We start from the raw sequence: 20,627 nt of genomic DNA, 5'->3' as shown, positions 1-20,627 counted from the left end.
AATTACGATTGTCCCTCCTTCCTGCTCTCCCTTACCTTTTTAAATTTTTCTGTGTTCCCCCAATAAACTTTTAAATAAGGCTTTCCGAAGCTTCTTAAATCACTCAGGTAACAAAGCAAGAGTATGAGGCCTGCCACCACTCCGACGATGCCATAAAAACTCGCAAATATAATTAATGGATACCTGGTACATCGAACAGCAAAACTCATGGCATTAATCGGAATAGTAAAATTTGATATTGCCACAAAGGCCGTGATGATGATCATCATCGAGCTGACGAGCTGGGCCTGCTGGGCAGCTTGGCCAAGTATTAAACCGCCAACTGTGGTAGCTGTCGGACCTATGGTCTTTGGCAGCCTGAGGCTGGATTCCACCAGCATCTCAACAGCCAGCATCATAAAAAACACTTCAAAAAAAGAAGGGTAAGGGACCCCCGCCCGGCTTCCGGCAATGGTTAAAGCCAGCTGGGACCTCACTATTTCAGGATTGTATGAAGTAATGGCGATATATAGTGCCGGCAAAGTAGTCGTAATGAATAATCCCATATACCGCAATATCATCATTAATCTGGCAACCCAATAGGTATGGTATTTGTCGTCCATTGCGGAAATAAAATCGTAAAAAACGGAAGGGGCTACCAGCCCAAAAGGTGTGCCGTTCATTAAAATGATGACTTTTCCCTCTGAAAGGTTTAAGGCCAGCCGATCCGGCCGTTCTGTGATCATCATGGTTGGAAAAACCCTAAACTTTTCTTTAGTCATATAATTATGCAGTTGACCGGCAGCCTGAATGATATCCGTTTTTATACCAGATAATTTGTTCTTTATTTCATCTAACACGTCCTCCTGGACATAATCCACATCATACAGGATGGCGATTCGGGTCTTAGAAAGAGTGCCTACCGTTTGCTGTTCAATTTTAAGCTGCTTGGATGGGTATCGGTTTCTTATTAAAGTCATATTCATGGTTAAATCTTCACTTAAACCCTTTTGCGGGCCTTGGACCGATTGTTCAACACTAGAATCTAGCGGTTCATCGTTGGCCGGCTTCCTGACATCGACCGAGTAGATATTTCCGGAAAGGCAGACAAGAGCATTTCCTTCGAGAAGCAATTTTTCCACATCTTTTGGAGCGTTTAATTGTTCACATGAAGGAAGAGATAATAAATGTAATATATATTTACTCTCCCTCTCACAAAGTAATAGAGGCTCTATGACACCTTTTTTTATTAGCGCCTCGTCGCAAAGACTTTTCATAAAAACGACGGCTATTTTCTGGTTAAAATATTCAAAGCGGTGAATCATGAAGTCGGGATTGTTATCGTATTTGTTTTTTATGCAGTTAATTTCCTGTTTTAGGTCTTTCAAGAAGCCTCCACACCCTCTATTAACTCGTTTTCTTTTGCAAAGTATTATGTTGATTCGTATTTCTAAGCAGCTATAAGCTAAGCGTTCAACCACCTACAAAATAAGTACACGGAAAAGAAGAGCTTACAAATTCAGTTTTGAGAGTCATTAAAGCTTCTAATACCAAAGATAATCCATGTTAGAAACGGAACCCCTACAAACACTAACAATTCATTTGTTACACCACTGAAAATGTCATATGTAAAAAGTTTATACAGGGCCCATCCTAAACAAAGAACTGCAATGACTAATAGTATCACTATTATTTTCATGGGAAATCGATATACCTTTCTATGGGAGCAATGATTTAATACTATAATGTGGATTTTAATGGACTTTATGTATGTGTGGGAGATTTAGAATGAAACAAAAGATAAAGGCTACCGATAATGTATCAATAGCCCTGGATTTATCTATTTTCTTCTCTGGGAAAAAAACAGAAGTTAAATAATGTTCCTCAAATCAGACTTCTTCAATAAAACAAAATAAATTAGATCATAAAACGCCCCTTTCTTTTCATTTCCAACCTGTACTTCAAGCGATCTTTCTCCTGCCTTAGTAAGAATACCCTTAATCCCCTCTTCATCTCCTTCAGACTTTATGAAAATATGGCTTCCTACAAAGCTTTCTAAAAAAAGACGCAAGCTGATGCCATAGAAAACATTCAAAAGATAAGGGCTTTGTGTTACATTTTTCCCGAAATCAAGTACAAGTTTCTGCCTTAAGCAGTGATCAATCTGAATTAAATCCTGTTCTGATTCAAGACCTTCTGTATCATAGACATGTTTTAAAAAAATAATTCTGTTAAAAGGGATGAGTAGAATGGAATCTTTCACCTGCATGATTATAAAGTCATCGCCTGCATCCAATAGGCGTCCAAAAAACTTCTCATCTTGTTCATTGCTATCTATTTTTACGCTTACCCGTTGCTTTCTTAATCTGCGTAAGCTCAGCTGGAGTGCCCTCTGGTTATTTTGATCCCTCTCAGCTCCTAAAGCGAGCAGCAATTCATTAGCTTCATCTATACATTCCCTTATTCTTGCAAACCTTTCTGGGGGTAGACTGCTTGTCGGGGACGAGAACCTTGGCTGTGGGAGTTGTTCAGGGCAATTGCAGCCGCAACCAAACCGTTCCTCTGCCTCAACTGCTGAAACACATTCCGGGCGACGAAAATGAAACTTCGAAAACCCAATATTGCCTTTCGCTTCACATATACAAGCTTGGAAAGAACGACTTAAGTGATCTAGATTTCGCATACACCATCCCCCCTCCTTGTTATGACATATACCTACTGTATGGGTGCAGTCAGTTTTTTGGCTGGGTGTATATAACGCTTGGTAGGAATTTTCTTTTCCTATGTGGGCGTGAAACACTTTTTTGATGAATAGAACAGGCCTCCTTGAACATAAGTGTTTAAAAAGAAGACATGGAAGGACACTCGGCTGGTGATTCACTTGAAAAGGGGAGATGACATGGATCGCCTGAATAAAAACAATGACAGAAGACACACATATGATCAATTGGCAGAAATTGAAGATGATTTGTTCAGGGAGTTGCAAGAAATGAGAGGCGAAAGCATTTTGCTTGTAACAGAATCTGACCAGTTAAACATATTCGGCCAAACGTTCCGGCCAGTTTTTTGCGGTACTATTTTCGAAGTAAAGCATGGACATCTCACCTTATTTCCTATAAATATAAAACTTGTAAACGCCCCATTTTTTCAATTTCCAACGCCGTTAAGCATCCCTTTGGAGAAAATCGCTCATTTCACGGCAGGATTTGATTGCAACGAACGGATCCCGATTACATAAGGAAAGATAATGAAAGGGGATTGCCATGAAGCTAAAGAGAGAAAACTTTGATTTTAGCGAGCCTTCCTCCAATGATATTCATGACGAAGCACTCATTCATGAATTCATGGAGAATATTGGAGAAAATGTTCTGATTTTAACTCCTTCCTATCCTTTTGTGTTTATTGGAAAAATTGTCGAGATTGTTGATGACCATGCTGTTGTGGATGTGGAGACCACAACAATAGTGGAGTTGGAAAAACGGAAGTGGCACATCCATATTCACCAAATCGAAGCTTTTTATATTGAGCGCAAGGGCCTTCCCGCGATTCCAAATTTAAAGGATAATTTCTGATCGAAGGAGGGAGGAATGAATGAAACGATATTTTCATGTAGTGGCCATCCCGATACGAATTGTTTTGAACAACTTCGGGGACCATGACCCTCACGGAGCAATGTACGTCCTTAAGGAAAATGAGGAACAAGTGAAAGAACAAGTACGCAAGAAGCCTTTCACGCCGGTTGATTTGGTTAAGCCCCTATGTATTCGGGGAAATGTAGGAGATGTTATTGAAGTTTTGTTTGAAAATAAACTTGCCTGTGCCGCAGGTATGCATTTTCAAGAAGCTGATTATAACGTTTTAGATTCAGATGGAGCCAATGTCGGCTTCAACACAAACACGCTTGCCGATCCAGGCGGCGAGCTCCTCTACCGGTTCCAAGTAAATCATGAAGGAGTTTATATATTTTCGGACTTGGGCAATCCCGATAGCAGCGATGATGGGACAAATATTAACGGATTATTCGGCTGTCTGTTCGTCCAAAGACGGGGTTCCTGGTGGACGGATCCAGTTACAGGCGGTCCCATTAATAGCGGTGAGTTCGCAGATATCCACCATCCTTTCTTGCCGTCATTTCGAGAATATGCGTGGATTTTCCACGACGAAATGCCAACCTTGGATGTAACAGGGAACCGGCCACTGGACCCTATGACTAATAAGGAACGATTAAGTACCCACGCCATTAATTATCGAAATGAACCGATGGAAAACCGGGTAAAGCTGATTCGGGAAGGCGTCGTCGCCCCTGATTGTGAAGGAGAAGAAATACATCATGATTCTTGGGTATTTGGAGATCCAGCCACTCCAATATTACGTGGTTATCGCGGAGATCCAGCAAAAATCAGGCTTGTACATGCCGGTGTGAAGGAAACACACGTATTCCATTATCATGTCCATCAATGGCCAAGGGATCCTACGAATACAGAATCGGATATTTTTGATTCCCAGGCGGTAAGCCCGCAGACCTGGTATACGATTGAACCGCTTTATGGCCTGGGATCCTTGCAAGGAGCCATTGGAGATGCCATTATCCACTGCCACTTATACCCTCATTTTGGCGTAGGAATGTGGGGGTTAAACCGTATTTTTGATACATTGCAGGATGGCAGCCAGTGTTACCCGAATGGAATTCCAATTGCACCTTTACAGCCCTTGCCCGACCGTCCTTGCCCACCAAAGCCTACTAAAGAGCAGCCTGGTTTTCCGAACTTCATTCCCGGTATTGTAGGCTGCAAAGCGCCCAGACCGCCCCTTGGTATCGTGGGGGGACGGGAACTGACGGATCTCGAAAGAAACGCAGCTGTTCCAAATCCACGTCCTGGTGCTGTTTTTACTGATCCCTGTGCCGTTGCTGACAATCCAGTGGTTAAGGAATTCAATGTGTCGCATATCCAGCTCCCGATCGTTTACAACCGGCAAGGATGGAACGATCCTGAGGGAAGGATTTTTATCCTGGATGAAGACATCGAGGATGTCCTGTCAGGTAGAAAAGAGCCTGAGCCGTTGGTCATCCATGTCGAGGCCGGCACTTGTATCAGAATCAATTTCACAAACAGGCTGCCGGAAGTAGCCGGGGGAAATGCCTTCCAGCTTGTGACCAGGTCATATGAAAGCGGCATGCATATCCACTATGTTAAATTTGATGTTTTGGTTTGCGATGGTGCCAATGTTGGATGGAACTATGACTCAAGCGTTTTGCCCGGTGAAACGATACGTTACGAATATTTTGCTGATGTTGAATTGAAGGCATGGTACTTCCATGACCATCTTTTTGCAAACTTCCATCAGCAGCATGGGGTCTTTGGAACAGGAGTGATACACCCAAGGTTCAGTCAATTCTTCGACTCCAAAACCGGAATCCCCGTAGATCATGGTACACAGATTACAGCGGTGCACCCATTAATTCCCGACTATCGGGATTTTGTTTTAATGGTTCAGGATTTTTCCTTGCTATTCGACAAAGACGGCTGTCCCCTGAACCCGCCTCCATTCCCTGGTTCCCAGGATGATCCTGGACTATATGGCGTGAATTATAAAAATGAACCCCTTCAATTCAGATTGGGAAAGGATAGTGATCCGGCGTATTCTTTTAGCTCATTTGTAAATGGCGATCCATTTACCCCTATCTTACTATGCTATGAGGGCGATCCGATACGAATCCGGCTGTTGCAAGGTGCTCATGAAGAATCCCATAGCTTTAACATCCATGGACTGCGATGGAGATCAGAGCGATCTGACATGGATTCAAAGTTCAAATCTCAACAGCATATTGGCATATCAGAATCCTTTACTTTTGAAATGGAGGTTCCAAGATCCGGTGATTATTTATGGACCTTTGAAACGGAGGAAGACCTCTGGAACGGACTATGGGGACTGATCCGCGCATTTGATGAGAAAGTTGATTTTCTTATGCCGCTTCCGGACCGAAAAGCACCTCCGGACCGGACAAAAGCATTGCCAAAATGCACCGGAAAACCGCCTAAACGGGTCAAAGCTGTCAAGGTACCTGCACCAGCTTATGCACCCGTAAAACATTTTCATGTCGTCGCTTTCCATACACCCATCAACTACAGTAAATGGGATGAACAGGACCCTTTTGGCATTATTTTCGCTCTTAAAAAAGATGTAGATGATATCCTGCGCGGCAGGAAAAATCCGGATCCGTTGATCATTCGTGCCAATCAGGGTGATATTGTTAAGGTAAGCTTGACCAGCCGTTTGGAACCTAACAGATTTCCTTTTCCTGACGGAATTTGGCCTTATCCTCCTGTTAAAGAACAGGCCTTTTACCCTCCTTCTTTAAGAATCTCCTTGCATCCACAGCTGATCCAATATGATGTAAAATCCTCTTCCGGTGAAACGGTTGGCTTTAATTCGGATCAGACAGTAGGACCCGGTGAAACAATCACGTACCGCTGGTATGTTGACTTGCAGGTAGGGGCATGCGGAATGTGGGATATGGCCGACATCAGGAATCATAGATCATTAGGAACGTTTGGGGCCTTTATCGCTGAAGCAAGAGGAACGGAATATCTGGATCCCAAGAGCAGAAAACCAGTTGAAACCGGTTCAAATGTCATTTTGCGCAGCCCGTTTACTCCGGAAACAAGAGAATTTGTTTTAGTAATGTACGACGGAGCGCGATTAACAGACAGGGAGGGTCGTGTAATCATTGATCCGGTGGAAGGAATTTTGGGAAGTGTTGACCTTGATGAGTTGAATGATCTTGTGGATACGTACGATAATGGCTCACGGGGCTTCAACTATCGGACAGAACGGTTAATTAATAGGTTAAGAGTAACCCCTGTTTTAGCAGATTTATTTAATTCAAGAGTTTTTGGAGACCCATCAACCCCGGTCTTTGAAGCATATCCTGGAGACCCGATTATAATCAGGCTTGTTAACCCATCCGAACGGCGCCGTGCACACACCTTCCATTTACACGGCCACTATTGGAACATTGATGATCGGGACATTATTTCCGAGATTAAGTCTGTTGAGGGGAAAATCGTGGCCGGGCATACTTCCGATCATACGATTCACTATGGAGCAGGCAGTCTTAATAACTTGCCGGGTGACTATATGTACCGCTCTGGAAATATACGCTGGGATATTGAACAAGGGATGTGGGGGATCATCCGTGTGCATAAAAAACGGAAAAATCATCTCCTTCCCCTAAAAAATGGCCGAATCAAACATCGACCGAAAAAATAGTAAAATATTTAAACAAGCGGCGGACAGCGTTAGCTGCCGCGCTTGTTACAAATTTTCCCTAGAAACTCTTTTATATTTATAGGTTTTGTCAAGTAGTCGTCGAAGCCTTTATCCAAAGCGAACTTAATATCTTTTTCCATCGCATTTGCACTTAAGGCAATGATGGGTACTTCCTTAGTCAAATCGTTCTCTTTTAATCTATCGAAAACCTGGTAGCCATCGATATCAGGAAGGTTAATATCGAGCAGGATTAAATCGGCTCTTTGGCTCGTTGCTAATCTTATTCCTTCTTCACCTGTGTTGGCAGCCAACAGTTTAACATCTATAGAGGACAATACCTTGTTTACCAGGTGAAGGTTCGACTGATTGTCTTCTATATAGATTACCGTAAAGTTCAAAAAATTTGTTCTCTCCACACTAGTCTTCAGATCTTCTGTAGGTGAGCCCTCGTTTCCGTGATCATAAACAGGAAAGGTAATGGAGAAAACACTTCCTATTCCAACCGTGCTCTTCACCTGGATTATTCCTCCTAAAAGATTCACAAGTTGCTTGACTAAAGCCAGTCCGATTCCTGCACCTTGTTCTTTCGTATGATGAATCCTGTAAAAGGGGTCGAATATTTTTTCATATTCGTCTTTCGAAAATCCTACACCTGTATCAATAATATCAATTACCAAATTTTTCCCTTTCAAAGAGGATGAGATGGTGACCTCGCCATTTTTCCTATTATATTTTATCGCATTATCTAGAAGGTTAAGCAAGATTTGCTTCAGTCTGAGCGGATCAACAAAAAGATTGATGTTCTTACAATTCTTTATTTGTTTATGCATGGTAATGTTCTTGCTGATCGACATTGGCTGCAGAATGTTAATGCATTCATTAGCGATTTCCAGGAAATTGGTTTTACCTAAAGAAACCTTCAATTTCCCCGTTTCAATCCTGGAAAGATCAAGCAGTTCGTTAATCAGGTTAAGCAGATGGCGGCCGCTGTTTAATATTTCTTGGACAAAATCAATATGTTTTTCCTCTAAAGTGTGATCCATTTCAAGCAATTGGGCAAATCCAAGTATTCCATTCAGCGGTGTCCTCAATTCGTGGCTCATTTTAGAAAGAAAATCCGATTTGGCATAATTCGCTTTTTCCGCCTCTTCTTTTGAGGAAATAATGGATCTCTCCATCACTTTTCTTTCTGTAATATCCTGAAACTCCCACAAGTTTGCGATGGCATTACTTTTTGTCCGGAAAGGAAAATAATTGCATTGAATAATCCGGCGTTCAAATGTTTCTATTTGGATCGAAGTCTTATTCCGTTTCCTAACCACTTTTACAGTAGATTCCTCAGAAAAGAAAGGATGTAGACAGCTAATATGCCTTCCGATATAGGCATCTATGTTTTCCTTCAGTCCGAACATCTCATGGGCCCTTTTATTGAGCAAGGTTATATTTCTGTCCCTGTCTGATGCAATGATCCCATTGTCCAAAATATCTAATAAGGTTTTTTGAAAAGAATGGGATTCCAACAAACGTGTTTCCTGTTCCTTCTGCAAGGTAATGTCTTTAATGGAAACAAGTGCGGCGATTTCACTATATACGTTCATCGGCAGGGGCTTTGCATTTACAGATAGCCACTTGATGATTCGCTCCGTTTCTTTTACCCCAATCACAATATCATTAAAGGAAAGACCTTTTTCATAGGCCACCGATCCGGGTAATTGTTCATAGTGAAGAACTGTGCCTTCCTCTGTTACAAACTCTACACCATATTGCCCCTTAAGGGTGGAATGGTCATACACACCGGATAAACTTACTCCCAGAATCCTTCCTACATTGTCATTTAATGTCTCAATCCTTTTGTCCTTTCCCATGATGAAGATGCCTTCTGACATGGTATTTAAAACGGCTGCATACAAGTTTTCCCTCTGGCGGTTTTCTGCGAGCAGGTTTTTTCGCTCCGATACATCAATACAGGATGCCATTACTTCTATGACTCTGTCATTTTGTACAACGGGCATTAAAGAGGCCACATAATTTACCTCATTAATGGTACTCTCATATTGAACATTCCTACCGGACCATGCTTTTTCATAGAACTGCAGCTGGTTTTCGGCTACGTGCTTTTCCTGGAAGTCATATAATGAATGTCCAAGAATCTCACTAGGGGTAAGCCCCATTTTATGAAGGAGCCCCCCTTCACAAAAGGTATGGATGAAATTGTTACCATCCTTAATAAATTTGAAAATTAAGCCGTTTTCCAAAGGATCAAGCTGCATAACTTCTCCATATTGTCTCATCTTCTTCTCCTAACATTGGGTATAGCAAACGTTATATTGCAATTAGTTAGTACCATTATCCAAACGTTTCCCGATTTTTCCATTGATATTCCATATTTTATAGTAATTTTTTTCACTTTTACAGAGTTTTTCCCATAAAAAAGAGGCCGCGTTTTTGCACGGTCTCTTTCTGCGCTTCACTTTTTTCCCATTTTCTCAAAACTATAATGCATTATAAACATTTTCGCATTCTTCGCCTGTAGGCTCGTAGAAGCAATGAAGCTTATAGCGGCCTACATGCGGCTGGTTATACCAGGTTGCCGGACAATTTCCCGGCGGCCTGAAATACCATAAAGAATATCTGGCTGGCCAAAGCCTTTCTCCATTCACAACCCGTCGCGCCAATCTCCGTTCAGTTTGTCTTGGCTTTTGGTAAAAGTATCCCTTTTGGACGGCTTCAAAAGCGTGTGCCTGGTAAACCATTTGGGGGATGGTCCGTAGACCCCTAAAATCAGAACAATTCGCCCTGATTCGGTTAATCCCTACGTTTCCGACCATCAGCATTCCTTGTTTGCCCTCGCCTTCAGCTTCCGCCCTAAGGAGTCTTGCTAATAAATCAATATCTTGCTGTCTGGCTCTTACAACTGCCATTCCTACACCACCTAAGGAAATATTCCCTTTATCATATTCCCGCCCATCAGAATGATGACAGTCTCAATTTTTAAATTCATCCGTAAATTAAGGACCTGAAGCCTGTTTTTTGTCCTAATTCTTTACAATCATTTAGTTAACCATAAGATTTCATAGGATGCTTGCCAATGCATTTTATTTTATTGGTATAATAATTGAGTAGAATGTTTTTTTGACTAGCATCGACTATTTTTCATCAAGTAAAGGAGAAAAACATGCAAAACAAGGGAGAAGAATCACAATTACATAGGGGATTGGAACAAAGGCATATCACGTTAATGTCACTTGGTGCAGCCATTGGTGTTGGCTTATTTCTTGGGTCGGCAAATGCAATCAAGCTCGCAGGTCCCGGAATCTTATTAGCCTATGCCCTCGGTGGCCTTGTTATCTTCTTTATTATGAGGGCCCTTGGTGAAATGGCAATCAAAAACCCAGTTGCAGGATCGTTCAGCCGCTATGCCCGGGATTATATTGGACCGCTTGCCGGTTTCATTACTGGGTGGAATTATTGGTTTTTATGGATTGTTACTTGTATGGCGGAAATCACCGCCGTCGGGATTTATATGCAGTATTGGTTCCCGGGAACACCCCAATGGGCTTGGGGCCTGGGCGCCCTGATCATCATGGTATGTGTTAATTTCCTGGCTGTTAAAGCATATGGCGAGTTGGAGTTTTGGTTTGCCCTGATAAAAATTGTAACGATTGTATTAATGATCATCTTTGGGTTAGGAACAATTCTTTTGGGTGTTGGGAACGGTGGAGTTGCTACCGGGTTTGGCAATCTTTATTCACACGGAGGATTCTTCCCTAACGGACTAACCGGGGTACTTCTATCTTTGCAGATGGTTATGTTCGCATATCTTGGAGTGGAAATGCTCGGAGTTACGGCTGGTGAAGTCAAAAACCCAAAAAAAGCATTAGCCCGAGCCATTGATTCAGTCTTCTGGCGCATTCTGGTGTTCTACGTGCTTTCTTTGACTGTTATTATGTCCATATATCCATGGAATGAAATTAGCCCGGAGAACAGCCCATTCGTTATGACCTTTGAACAAATTGGGGTCAGGGGAGCTGCAGGAATCATAAACTTTGTGGTGCTTACCGCTGCACTTTCATCTTGTAACAGCGGCATTTTCAGCACAGCAAGAATGCTGTTCAATCTCGCACAACAAAACGAAGCACCAATAAGTTTCAAGGGCACAACCAAAAGCGGGGTGCCGGGAATTGCAATCATTGCTTCAGCAATCGTTCTGTTAATTGGAGTCTACTTGAACTATATCGTATCCGAAAAGGTTTTTAGCTGGGTAACGAGTATCGCGACATTCGGCGCCATCTGGACATGGGCAACTATTTTGATTTCACAGCTTCGTTTTAGAAAAAGGATGAACGTGAAGGAAAAAGACAAGCTAGAATACAAGATGCCATGGTACCCATTCAGTTCCTATTTCTCACTTGCCTTTTTATTCTTGGTCATCGTGCTGATGGGCTTTTCTGAAAATACTGCGGTTGCACTGATTGTCGGTCCAATCTGGATTTTGCTGCTCACTGCATGCTATTACGGATTTGGGTTGAATAGGAAAAAATAATGGAACTCGAACCTCTTGCGCATAAACCCGCGAGAGGTTTATTTACTTTGGTTCTCTATTATTGCCTCTTTTCTTTATTACCTGATAAATGACGAAAAATGTTCCCAATATAATAACCGAGCGTTCCATCACTTTTGCAGCAGCACCTTCTGCTTCATCCAAGAACTTCTGGAAGTTCTTTTTGGGAATTCTGGCAACGTTACAGTTTTTAACAGAATTCAAAAAAATCCCTGCAGCTTGTTGCTGTAAGGATTCCTGTATAACGGATTACTTGATATTGGTGATACGCCCTTCTACTGAAGCAGTAATTTCGCCGCCGTTGAATGTCTTCTTCACATAATTCACGAACGCATCAAGATCAACTGAGCCGTACGTTCTTTCTTTTCCTTTCAGGACAAGGTAGTTGTCTCCACCGTTGGCCATAAAGTCATTTACCACAGCCGTATACTGCTGGTCATCCATGATTGGCGTGCCATCGGTTTTTATTAACTCAACCACACGTTCTGCTACCGGCTTGCTAAAGTTGGCTGTATATTTCAAGCCTGATATTTGCAGCGTTTTTGGAGATCCTTCAATGGCCCATTGCTGCTGCAGCAATGTTTTTATTTCTGCGCCTGTTAGGGTGAGCTTGACTAGCACATTCCCAAACGGCTGGATTTTTGCGAGATCTGCATATGTCACCGTGCCTTGAGGAATATCTGCACGGATTCCTCCGGGATTCATGAATGCAAAATCAGAATTGAGGTCAGCTTTCATGGAGTCGGCAATTAAGTTTCCTAGCGCAGACTCTGCATTATAAGCATTTGTTCTTGTAATTGGAGCAACCGTTGTACCAAGCGGCTGTGTTAACTCCGGGAACATTTCCAGGTACTTGTTAATGAGTTCAGTTGTTTGTGTATCCGGTGTGATTCCATTTTGAGCCACCGTGACGATTTCAGCCGACTTCTTTACGATATCCTTTGTTGCCGGATCGATTTCAAGGTCGACATCTGCAATAGCGGTGCCGTAAGAATATGCCTGGACAACTAACTTTCCATCAACAAGGTTATTCAGCTTCGCATGGTTGTCGCCAGCAAAGATGACATCAACTTCATCATCAAGCGCATTCGCAAGATCCGCCACTTCCCCAGAAACAACCCCGTTTCTGTCGCTGCCCGGATCATGGGATACTACAACAATCGACTCCACACCTTTTTGTTTTAATTCTTCCACTGCTTTGTTAACAGCTGTAGCTTGGTCAATGAACTCTACTCTTTCAATTCCTGCTGGACTTACTTTTGAAGGTGTTGCATTTGTTACAACGCCGATAAACCCTATATCAACCCCGCCTGCTTTCTTGATTACATAAGGATCCAAGATTGGTTGTTTCGTATCTTTATAGACGACATTGGCTACTACATAAGGGAATTTTAGTTTATCAAACACTACATCCGAAGTTGGAGATTTCCCGCCATTGATTTGGGCCATTAATGTATCAAGACCTTTATCAAATTCATGGTTCCCAACTGTACCAACATCAAAGCCCATATTGTTCAAAAATTCCAATGTCGGTTTGTCCTGCAGCTTGGATGAGACCGGCGCACTTGCTCCGACAGCATCTCCGGCAGATATCAATAATGTATTTTCAGGATTCTGTGATTCTCTTTGCTTCAGGTAGGCAGCAAGGTAATCCGCTCGCCCTTGTTTTATCCCGCCAAACTCTGAAGTTGTATCCAATTGGCCGTGCAGGTCGTTGATTCCTAAAAGTTGAATGTTTACGTTTTCAGGCTTCTTGCCGTTAAGGTCAAATTGATAGATTCCAAATCCTTTTTCGTCTATTTTTCCAGTGTAAGAGATTTTACTGCCGGCCGGTACATATTCATTACCTTTTGGCGATGAAGTGAACGTAACGTTTACATCCCCATCAATAGGCGCGATTGACCAGTTGTTATCTGCAGTTGGATTAATTTCTTTTTTCTCCGTAATGTAATCCATTAATATCTGGCGGTTTTCATCTGCAGAATCGACTACATATTCGCTGCCTTTCACGCCAGGGAAGTTCCCGCCCCCGCCTGCGCGGTAGTTATTTGTAACGACAATAAATTCCTGATCAGGGTCAACTGGCTGTCCATTGTATGTCAGGTTTTTAATACGGCTTGAATCTGAAATCTTATTGCCTTTCATATCATAGCGGACAGGCTTTGTAACATCGATTTGGTACTGTACCCCATCAATGATATCAAAGTTATAAACCGGGAATTGATCGTTTAATAGCTTCTGTTCTTCTGTTTTACCAGGGTCGATTGTATTGAATTTACCCGCTGACATTTCAAGCCATTCTTTTACGACAGAGCCCTTTGCTTTAATCGCTTTAAGCGTATTGTCATAAAGGTAAAGGTCTCCGGCGCTTCTGATTGTCAAATCTCCGGTGTGGATTTCTGTGAATTCTTCAGGACCATTGCGGCCCGCTTTGAAAGGAGCCCCAACTGAAAGAATAGGCAAGTCCTTGTATTCCGGCTTGTTAGCCGCAAGATACTTTTCTACATACCACTTTTGCGCATTTGTCACTACCTGCACAGAAGGATCGTCCTGCACAAGGGCAAAGAAGCTGTGGATCGGTGCGGTTGTTTTACCGATTGGCGTGTTGACATATTTAACTGTTGCATCGTGGTCTGCTTTTACAGCCGTCACTACACCACTGTCTTCCTCTGTCTTTTGATTTGTTGTTTTTCCATAGACAGTCCTGTTGGAAGACTGGGAACCTACTACTTCCCATTTTCCTCTCACACGCTGTAGCTTGAGGTCGATTATTCCTAAATTGCCGCCGCCGTATCCAGCCTGTACTGCAGGTACGCCATTAATTGTTCCTTTTGCATTGTCAACTCCAGGGAGTACTTTTCCCGTGCTGTCTTTAAAAAGGGCATCCAGCGCCTGCTCATTGGCAGCAGGGAAAACTTTATGGGTATGCGAGAATGTAATGGCATCGATGTCCGGAACCTTGGTTAATGAATAAACGACATCTTCCGTATTTCCTGTATCCCCGCTAAAACCAGAATGGGTAAGGCCAATGATGATATCAGCACCTTTTTTCTTCATTTCCGGAATGTATTTCTTTGCTGTTTCTACAATACCTTTTGTAATGACCTTTCCTTCAAGATTGGCTTTATCCCAATCCATAATTTGCGGTGGTACGAAACCGATATAGCCAATGTCGACTTTTATCTTTTTTCCGTTATTTGCCCGTACTTCTTTTTCAACTATTTTATAGGGTTGGAACTTATTTTTATCGTTATTAGGATTCTTATCATGATCATCGATATAAATATTTGCGTTTACATATGGGAATCTAGCATCATTTGTCGCTTCCTCTAAATAGTTTAACCCATAATTAAATTCATGGTTCCCGTATGTCGCCATATCATAGCCCAATTGATTCATAGCCTTATAGGCTGGATGGACTTCACCCTTTTCAAGCGGATCCACTTTTGCTTTATAAGTTCCCAACGGGGTCCCCTGAATTAAATCCCCGTTATCAACCAGGACGCTGTTTTTCACTTCATTCCTTGCCTGTTTAATCAGGGTGGCTGTGCGTGAAAGCCCGATAGAATCAGAAGGTACGTCTTTGAAATAATCGTAGCCTACAAGATTTGTGTGCACATCGGTAGTTTCCATAATCCGAAGGGAAAACTCGGAGCTATGGAAGTGCTTATGCTTATCATTTCCACGGGGCTTATCGGCAAAGGACGGAATAGCAAATTGAGTTGCGGCCAATCCAATGACAACTGACGAGGCAATCCACTTTTTCAATCGATGCTTCATTGACATCATCCTCACATTCCTTCCAGAATAGTATAAAATTCTAGACCAATATATCACGGTAATGTGTCAATCAGATTAAAATTTTGTGAATTTTAAAAATTCAGTTACATAGCACTACTTCTATAAATTTTTTCAATTACAGCTGTTCATTCGCTGGTTCTTAATCCCTACTCAAATTTCACCGAAATACGGGCAAAAAAAAGAGACAGGAACTATAACTCATTCCTGTCTCTTTTAGAAATTAATTAATCATGAAAATTGGTGCCGTCTGTCGTTGCTTTAACAATTCCGGCGCGGATCACAAAGTCACCGAAGTGCTCGCCTTCCTCCCGTTCTTTTGCGTAACGAGGAAGAAGCATACGCAGTTCGCTGAGAATTTCCTCTTCACCGATGTTTTCACGATACAATTTGCTTAGACGGCTGCCGTCAAAAGCTGCACCAAGATACATATTATATTTGCCGACTGATTTTCCAATAAAGCCAATTTCACCGAGGGCATGACGTGCACAGCCATTAGGGCAGCCGGTCATGCGGATGGTGATTTCTTCATTGCGCAGTCCATTTTCATCAACAATTGCATCAATCCTATCAATCAGCTTAGGCAGATAGCGTTCTGCTTCAGCCATTGCCAATCCACACGTCGGTAGAGAAACACAAGCCATCGAGCTGCGGCGGAGTGCAGAATGATGCGCGCCATCCGTCAAACCGTATTGTTCCATCAAATCGCTGATCTTTTTCTTTTTCTGGCTTGAAACATTGGCAATGATCAGGTTTTGGTTAGACGTTAAACGGAAATCACCGGTGTGGATCTTCGCGATTTCACGGAGGCCCGTCTTCAGCTTATAGCCATCATAATCTGCGATACGGCCACCTTCCACAAACAATGTAAAATGCCATTTACCTTGAACGCCCTTCACCCATCCATAGCGGTCGCCGTTATGGTCAAAATGATACGGCTTCGCTGCATCCAGGCTCCAGCCAAGGCGGTTTTCCAGCTCAGCCTTTACTATTTCCAGACCAAGACGGTCAACAGTATACTTAAAGCGGGCATTTTTTCGGACGGAACGGTTCCCGTAATCTCGCTGAATCGTAATAACCTTTTCTGCTACATCATAAACTTGGTCAGGAGTACAGAATCCGATCACTTTCGCCAGCTGCGGGTATGTTGCTTTATCTCCATGGGACATACCCATGCCGCCGCCAATAGCCACGTTAAAACCGACAAGCCTGTCATTTTCCACTACTGCGATAAAACCGAGGTCCTGTGAAAAGACGTCAACATCATTTGATGGAGGAACAGCAATCCCGATTTTAAATTTCCGCGGCAAATAAAGCGGACCATACATCGGTTCGATTTCTTCCACTTCCGGAGTCCCCGCTACCATTTCTTCATCGAGCCAAATTTCATGGTACGCTCTAGTACGCGGCAATAAATCATCACTTAATTTTTTCGCCCACTCATACACTTCTGCATGGATTTCAGATTGATAAGGATTCGAAGAACACATTACGTTCCGGTTCACATCACCGCATGCCGCAATCGTATCCAACAGGGCCCCATGGATTTCCTGAATGGTTTTTTTCATATTCCATTTCAAAATTCCATGCATTTGAAATGTTTCTCGTGTTGTTAATTTCAAGGTGCCGTTACCATATTTTTCAGCTAGGTCATCCATGACAAGCCATTGGGATGATGATGCCACTCCCCCCGGAAGACGGACGCGAAGCATAAATTGGTAAGCCGGTTCCAGTTTTTGCTTTTGGCGCTCATTGCGCAGATCCCGGTCGTCCTGCAAATAGCTGCCGTGGTGCTTCATCAAGCGATTGTCATCATCAGGAATCCCGGCGCTGATCCGGTCGAGCATTACTTCCTTGAGAGTACCGCGCAAATAATTGCTTCTTTCTTTTATCTCCTCAACATCACTTGGCGGTCCTTCGGGCGCTTTTAAAATTGGGTTCACCATGTTGAAAACTCCTTTCAGGTCAAATCAGTATACATCACGCTGATAACGTTTTTGCTTTTGCATATCAGCAAGATAAGCTTCCGCTTGTTCGCGGGCCATGCCGCCTTCTTTTTCAATAATATCAATGAGTGTGTTATGGACATCATGCGCCATATTCTTCTCGTCACCACAAATATATAGGACTGCGCCTTCTTGAAGCCACTGGAACAACTCTTGGCTATGCTCAAGCATTCGGTGCTGCACATATACTTTTTCCTGCGTATCACGTGAAAATGCGACATCCATTTTCGTCAACACACCGTCTTTTAACCACTTTTGCCATTCGGTCTGGTAAAGGAAATCTGTAACGAAATGCTGGTCTCCAAAGAACATCCAAGATTTCCCCTCCGCCCCGATTTCTTCCCGTTCTTGCATAAAGGAACGGAACGGTGCTACACCTGTTCCCGGTCCGACCATGATGATCGGTGTATCTGGATTCTCCGGGAGCTTAAAGTTTTGGTTATGCTGAATATAAACAGGCAGCACATCGCCAGGATTCAAACGTTCCGCACAAAGGATCGAGCAAACGCCACTTCGTTCACGTCCGTGTGTTTCATAGCGAACAGCACCGATGGTCAAATGCACTTCATCCGGATTTGCGGATAAACTGCTCGCAATCGAATAAAGACGGGCTGGCATTTTCCTTAGTATAGAAATGAAATCCTGCACTGATCCGCTCCATGGAGCAAAATCACGCACCAAATCAAGCAAATCGCGCCCTTCAAGATAAGCCTTTAGTTTTTCTTCATTGCCCGGGGACACAAGCGCCCGTAAATCATCATGCGTTGAAAGCTCAGCTGCTTTCTGTAAAAGGGGCTTTGTCAAAACAGTAATTTCCAAATGGGATGTAAGCGCTTCTTTAAGCGGGATATTTTCCTGTTTCCCTACCGTCACCAATTCTTCCGGATTCCATTCCATTTGCTCAACAAGCATGCTTACAAGAGCAGGATCGTTTTCCGGGTAAATACCTAGGCTGTCACCTGGTTCAAAAGTAAGGCCGGAACCTTCAAGAGATAACTCCAGATGGCGTGTTTCTTTATTAGAGCCCCGGCCATTTAAATTGATAGTTTCCAGCACTTCTGCTTTAAAAGGATTAGTTCTGGAATAGGCCGATTCAACAGCTTGAGGTGCGCCCGCTATAGCGGAGGCCGTACTTCCTCCCTGTATCTCACTTAAGCTGGCAGCAACACCCTCCAGCCACTCGGCAGCTGGCTCATCATAGTCAAGGTCGCAATCCACACGCGGATAAACCCTTGTACCGCCTAACTCTTCCAGTCGTGAATCAAATTCTTTACCCGTCTGGCAGAAAAACTCGTACGAGCTGTCTCCAAGCGACAATACAGAGAAACGAAGATCTTCAAGCTTAGGCGCACGCCGTCCATGGATAAACTCATGGAAAGAAAGTGCATTATCCGGCGGGTCTCCTTCTCCATGTGTACTTACAACAATAAGCAGATTTTGGACTTTCTTCAAGTTGTTCGGTTTAAAATCGCTCATGGACGAAACGTTCACTTGAAAGCCGCGGCCCTCAAGCGTCTTTCTTGCCTTCTCGGCAAGTCCCTGTGCGTTGCCCGTTTGTGATCCATAAAGAATGGTCACTTCTTTCGAGATAGCCTGGGTGTTTTCGGCCGGAAGCTGTACCGCCTGCGGTTCGGATGTTATAACGGCTGAAGCAGACTGGGACGCAGCCAAATATCCACTAAGCCAGACTTTTTGAGACTCTGTCAAAGTCGGCAGAAGCCGGTTAAGGAGCTCTGCCTGCTCCTGATTAAAAGGACTGTTCATTACCTGAAGTTGCAACGATTTCCACCTCACAAAGGAATATAAACTCTATCATAATAAATAATGACCCTTTTCGACAATTCTTGCAATTCACTTTTTAGCAAAACAAGAATAGCTATATCTTTATTATCCCTATCAATTAAGTTGGTTTTAGTTATATAAATACCAACCTGTTTCCAGAATCAACAGATTCCCTTCCCTCAAAATCCTACATTAACTTTACCGCAAGATTGAAAATTAGTAAAATACATATAAATTATTATTGCTATTAGGATTACTAATAATAAGGCGGGATTCTATTGTATTATGATGAGCTAAAGACATTCGTAACCCTGGCCGAAGTAAAAAATTTTACAAAAACGGCCGAAATGCTTCGTATGTCCCAACCCAGTGTAAGTCTCCACATTAAAAACCTGGAAAAAGAATTCCAAACCAAATTGTTTCAGCGATCCCCAAAATATTTAAAGATCACTCCAACCGGCGAGATATTATATGATCGTGCGAAGCAAATGATCACCATATATGAACAGACGAGGCAAGATATTCTGGAGCACCATAATTCCATAAAAGGCGAATTGAAGATTGGTGCAAGTTTTACAATTGGGGAGTATATATTGCCATCTTTGCTTTTTGACCTCCAACAGGATTATCCTGAACTTGAGCTTCAAGTCATTATAGGGAATACAGAAGAGATTGTTGAATTTGTCCGTCTGTATCAGGTCGATATCGGCTTGATTGAAGGCCAAACCAATGAAAAAGAGGTTTCGGTTCACCCTTTTATGGAGGATGAGTTATACGTCGTTTCTGCAACCAATCATGAGCTCGCTTGTAAAGATGAAGTAACGATCCCTGATCTCCAAAATCAGGCATGGGTTACCAGAGAAGTTGGATCAGGTACACGCGAATATTTAAACCATGTCATCCGTTCCAATGGATTAAAAGTCAAATCAATTCTTACCATTAGCAGCAATCAAGGCATTAAAGAAACGATTATAAATGGTATGGGGCTGTCACTTCTATCCGGCAGTGTTATTGAAAGAGACGTGCAGCATAACAATCTGTCTATTATTAAGTTGAAAAATCAGTCCTTTATCAGAACGCTTTCCTATGTTTACTCACCTATCATGCAAGATAAAAAGAATGTAAAAACGTTTATAGGCGCATTAAAGAAGAAATGGCCAAATAGCCAGGATAAAGTAAAATAATTGACATAAAATAAACCTGTAACTACAATTGTTACATATGGTGGT

13 protein-coding genes are annotated in these 20,627 nt (G+C 42.6%); 5 read left to right on the top strand and 8 right to left on the bottom strand.

The window, feature by feature from the left end; all coding sequences use genetic code 11:
* Window positions 1–2: 2 nt before the first annotated feature.
* Together CUU64_RS10685 and CUU64_RS10680 are read right to left on the bottom strand one after the other, a co-directional pair.
* Window positions 3–1,367 carry a spore germination protein gene (locus CUU64_RS10685; RefSeq protein ID WP_101633613.1) on the bottom strand — a complete coding sequence of 455 codons (1,365 nt, stop codon included), beginning with the start codon at window positions 1,365–1,367 and terminating at the stop codon, window positions 3–5.
* 482 nt (window positions 1,368–1,849) lie between these two features.
* A complete protein-coding gene (locus CUU64_RS10680; RefSeq protein WP_101633612.1) occupies window positions 1,850–2,662 on the bottom strand; it encodes a hypothetical protein in 813 nt (270 codons plus the stop codon).
* 216 nt (window positions 2,663–2,878) lie between these two features.
* On the opposite strand from CUU64_RS10680, the gene CUU64_RS10675 reads away from it, so the two are divergent.
* Genes CUU64_RS10675 through CUU64_RS10665 form a run of 3 tightly spaced genes read left to right on the top strand, consistent with a single transcriptional unit; the run spans window position 2,879 to window position 7,251 of the window.
* Window positions 2,879–3,217, top strand: a complete 339-nt coding sequence (locus tag CUU64_RS10675; protein ID WP_101633611.1) for a hypothetical protein — start codon at window positions 2,879–2,881, stop codon at window positions 3,215–3,217.
* A gap of 25 nt (window positions 3,218–3,242) precedes the next feature.
* Window positions 3,243–3,551: a hypothetical protein gene (locus CUU64_RS10670; RefSeq protein ID WP_101633610.1), complete on the top strand. Its 309-nt coding sequence runs from the start codon at window positions 3,243–3,245 to the stop codon at window positions 3,549–3,551.
* Window positions 3,552–3,570: 19 nt separating this feature from the next.
* Window positions 3,571–7,251 carry a multicopper oxidase domain-containing protein gene (locus tag CUU64_RS10665; protein ID WP_101633609.1) on the top strand — a complete coding sequence of 1,227 codons (3,681 nt, stop codon included), beginning with the start codon at window positions 3,571–3,573 and terminating at the stop codon, window positions 7,249–7,251.
* 29 nt (window positions 7,252–7,280) lie between these two features.
* Here CUU64_RS10665 and CUU64_RS10660 read toward each other — a convergent pair whose 3' ends face one another.
* Together CUU64_RS10660 and CUU64_RS10655 are read right to left on the bottom strand one after the other, a co-directional pair.
* Window positions 7,281–9,542 (bottom strand): hybrid sensor histidine kinase/response regulator, encoded by a 2,262-nt coding sequence (locus CUU64_RS10660; protein WP_101633608.1) that lies wholly within the window; start codon window positions 9,540–9,542, stop codon window positions 7,281–7,283.
* A 201-nt stretch (window positions 9,543–9,743) separates the two neighbouring features.
* The gene (locus CUU64_RS10655) at window positions 9,744–10,172 is read right to left on the bottom strand and encodes a cell wall hydrolase (protein WP_101633607.1); all 429 of its coding nucleotides are present in this window, start codon (window positions 10,170–10,172) and stop codon (window positions 9,744–9,746) included.
* Window positions 10,173–10,426: 254 nt separating this feature from the next.
* Between CUU64_RS10655 and CUU64_RS10650 the strand changes: the two genes are divergently transcribed.
* Complete coding sequence (locus tag CUU64_RS10650) at window positions 10,427–11,794, top strand: amino acid permease (protein ID WP_101633606.1); 1,368 nt, start codon at window positions 10,427–10,429, stop codon at window positions 11,792–11,794.
* 42 nt (window positions 11,795–11,836) lie between these two features.
* On the opposite strand, the gene CUU64_RS10645 is transcribed toward CUU64_RS10650, so the two are convergent.
* From CUU64_RS10645 to CUU64_RS10630, 4 genes are all read right to left on the bottom strand, one after another.
* Window positions 11,837–12,016, bottom strand: coding sequence for a hypothetical protein (locus CUU64_RS10645; protein ID WP_101633605.1), 180 nt, complete (start codon window positions 12,014–12,016; stop codon window positions 11,837–11,839).
* Between the two features lie 45 nt (window positions 12,017–12,061).
* Window positions 12,062–15,601 (bottom strand): bifunctional 2',3'-cyclic-nucleotide 2'-phosphodiesterase/3'-nucleotidase, encoded by a 3,540-nt coding sequence (locus tag CUU64_RS10640; protein WP_101633604.1) that lies wholly within the window; start codon window positions 15,599–15,601, stop codon window positions 12,062–12,064.
* A gap of 236 nt (window positions 15,602–15,837) precedes the next feature.
* The gene (gene cysI / locus CUU64_RS10635; protein ID WP_101633603.1) at window positions 15,838–17,556 is read right to left on the bottom strand and encodes an assimilatory sulfite reductase (NADPH) hemoprotein subunit; all 1,719 of its coding nucleotides are present in this window, start codon (window positions 17,554–17,556) and stop codon (window positions 15,838–15,840) included.
* 24 nt (window positions 17,557–17,580) lie between these two features.
* Window positions 17,581–19,395 (bottom strand): assimilatory sulfite reductase (NADPH) flavoprotein subunit, encoded by a 1,815-nt coding sequence (locus tag CUU64_RS10630; protein ID WP_101633602.1) that lies wholly within the window; start codon window positions 19,393–19,395, stop codon window positions 17,581–17,583.
* A gap of 281 nt (window positions 19,396–19,676) precedes the next feature.
* On the opposite strand from CUU64_RS10630, the gene CUU64_RS10625 reads away from it, so the two are divergent.
* Complete coding sequence (locus CUU64_RS10625; RefSeq protein WP_101633601.1) at window positions 19,677–20,582, top strand: LysR family transcriptional regulator; 906 nt, start codon at window positions 19,677–19,679, stop codon at window positions 20,580–20,582.
* Window positions 20,583–20,627: the final 45 nt, after the last annotated feature.

The sequence above is a fragment of the Bacillus sp. V5-8f genome (assembly GCF_002863565.1).
Taxonomy (GTDB): domain Bacteria; phylum Bacillota; class Bacilli; order Bacillales; family DSM-1321; genus Peribacillus.
Note: the sequence above shows the minus strand (reverse complement) of the source record. Positions and strands in the feature narration are given on the sequence as shown.

What these genes read in the sequence shown, in the direction of transcription:
- CUU64_RS10680 (WP_101633612.1), bottom strand. Translation starts at nt 2,662, where the DNA reads ATGCGAAATCTAGATCACTTAAGTCGTTCTTTCCAAGCTTGTATATGT.
- CUU64_RS10665 (WP_101633609.1), top strand. Translation starts at nt 3,571, where the DNA reads ATGAAACGATATTTTCATGTAGTGGCCATCCCGATACGAATTGTTTTG.
- CUU64_RS10640 (WP_101633604.1), bottom strand. Translation starts at nt 15,601, where the DNA reads ATGATGTCAATGAAGCATCGATTGAAAAAGTGGATTGCCTCGTCAGTT.
- cysI (WP_101633603.1), bottom strand. Translation starts at nt 17,556, where the DNA reads ATGGTGAACCCAATTTTAAAAGCGCCCGAAGGACCGCCAAGTGATGTT.
- CUU64_RS10675 (WP_101633611.1), top strand. Translation starts at nt 2,879, where the DNA reads ATGGATCGCCTGAATAAAAACAATGACAGAAGACACACATATGATCAA.
- CUU64_RS10670 (WP_101633610.1), top strand. Translation starts at nt 3,243, where the DNA reads ATGAAGCTAAAGAGAGAAAACTTTGATTTTAGCGAGCCTTCCTCCAAT.
- CUU64_RS10650 (WP_101633606.1), top strand. Translation starts at nt 10,427, where the DNA reads ATGCAAAACAAGGGAGAAGAATCACAATTACATAGGGGATTGGAACAA.
- CUU64_RS10655 (WP_101633607.1), bottom strand. Translation starts at nt 10,172, where the DNA reads ATGGCAGTTGTAAGAGCCAGACAGCAAGATATTGATTTATTAGCAAGA.
- CUU64_RS10660 (WP_101633608.1), bottom strand. Translation starts at nt 9,542, where the DNA reads ATGAGACAATATGGAGAAGTTATGCAGCTTGATCCTTTGGAAAACGGC.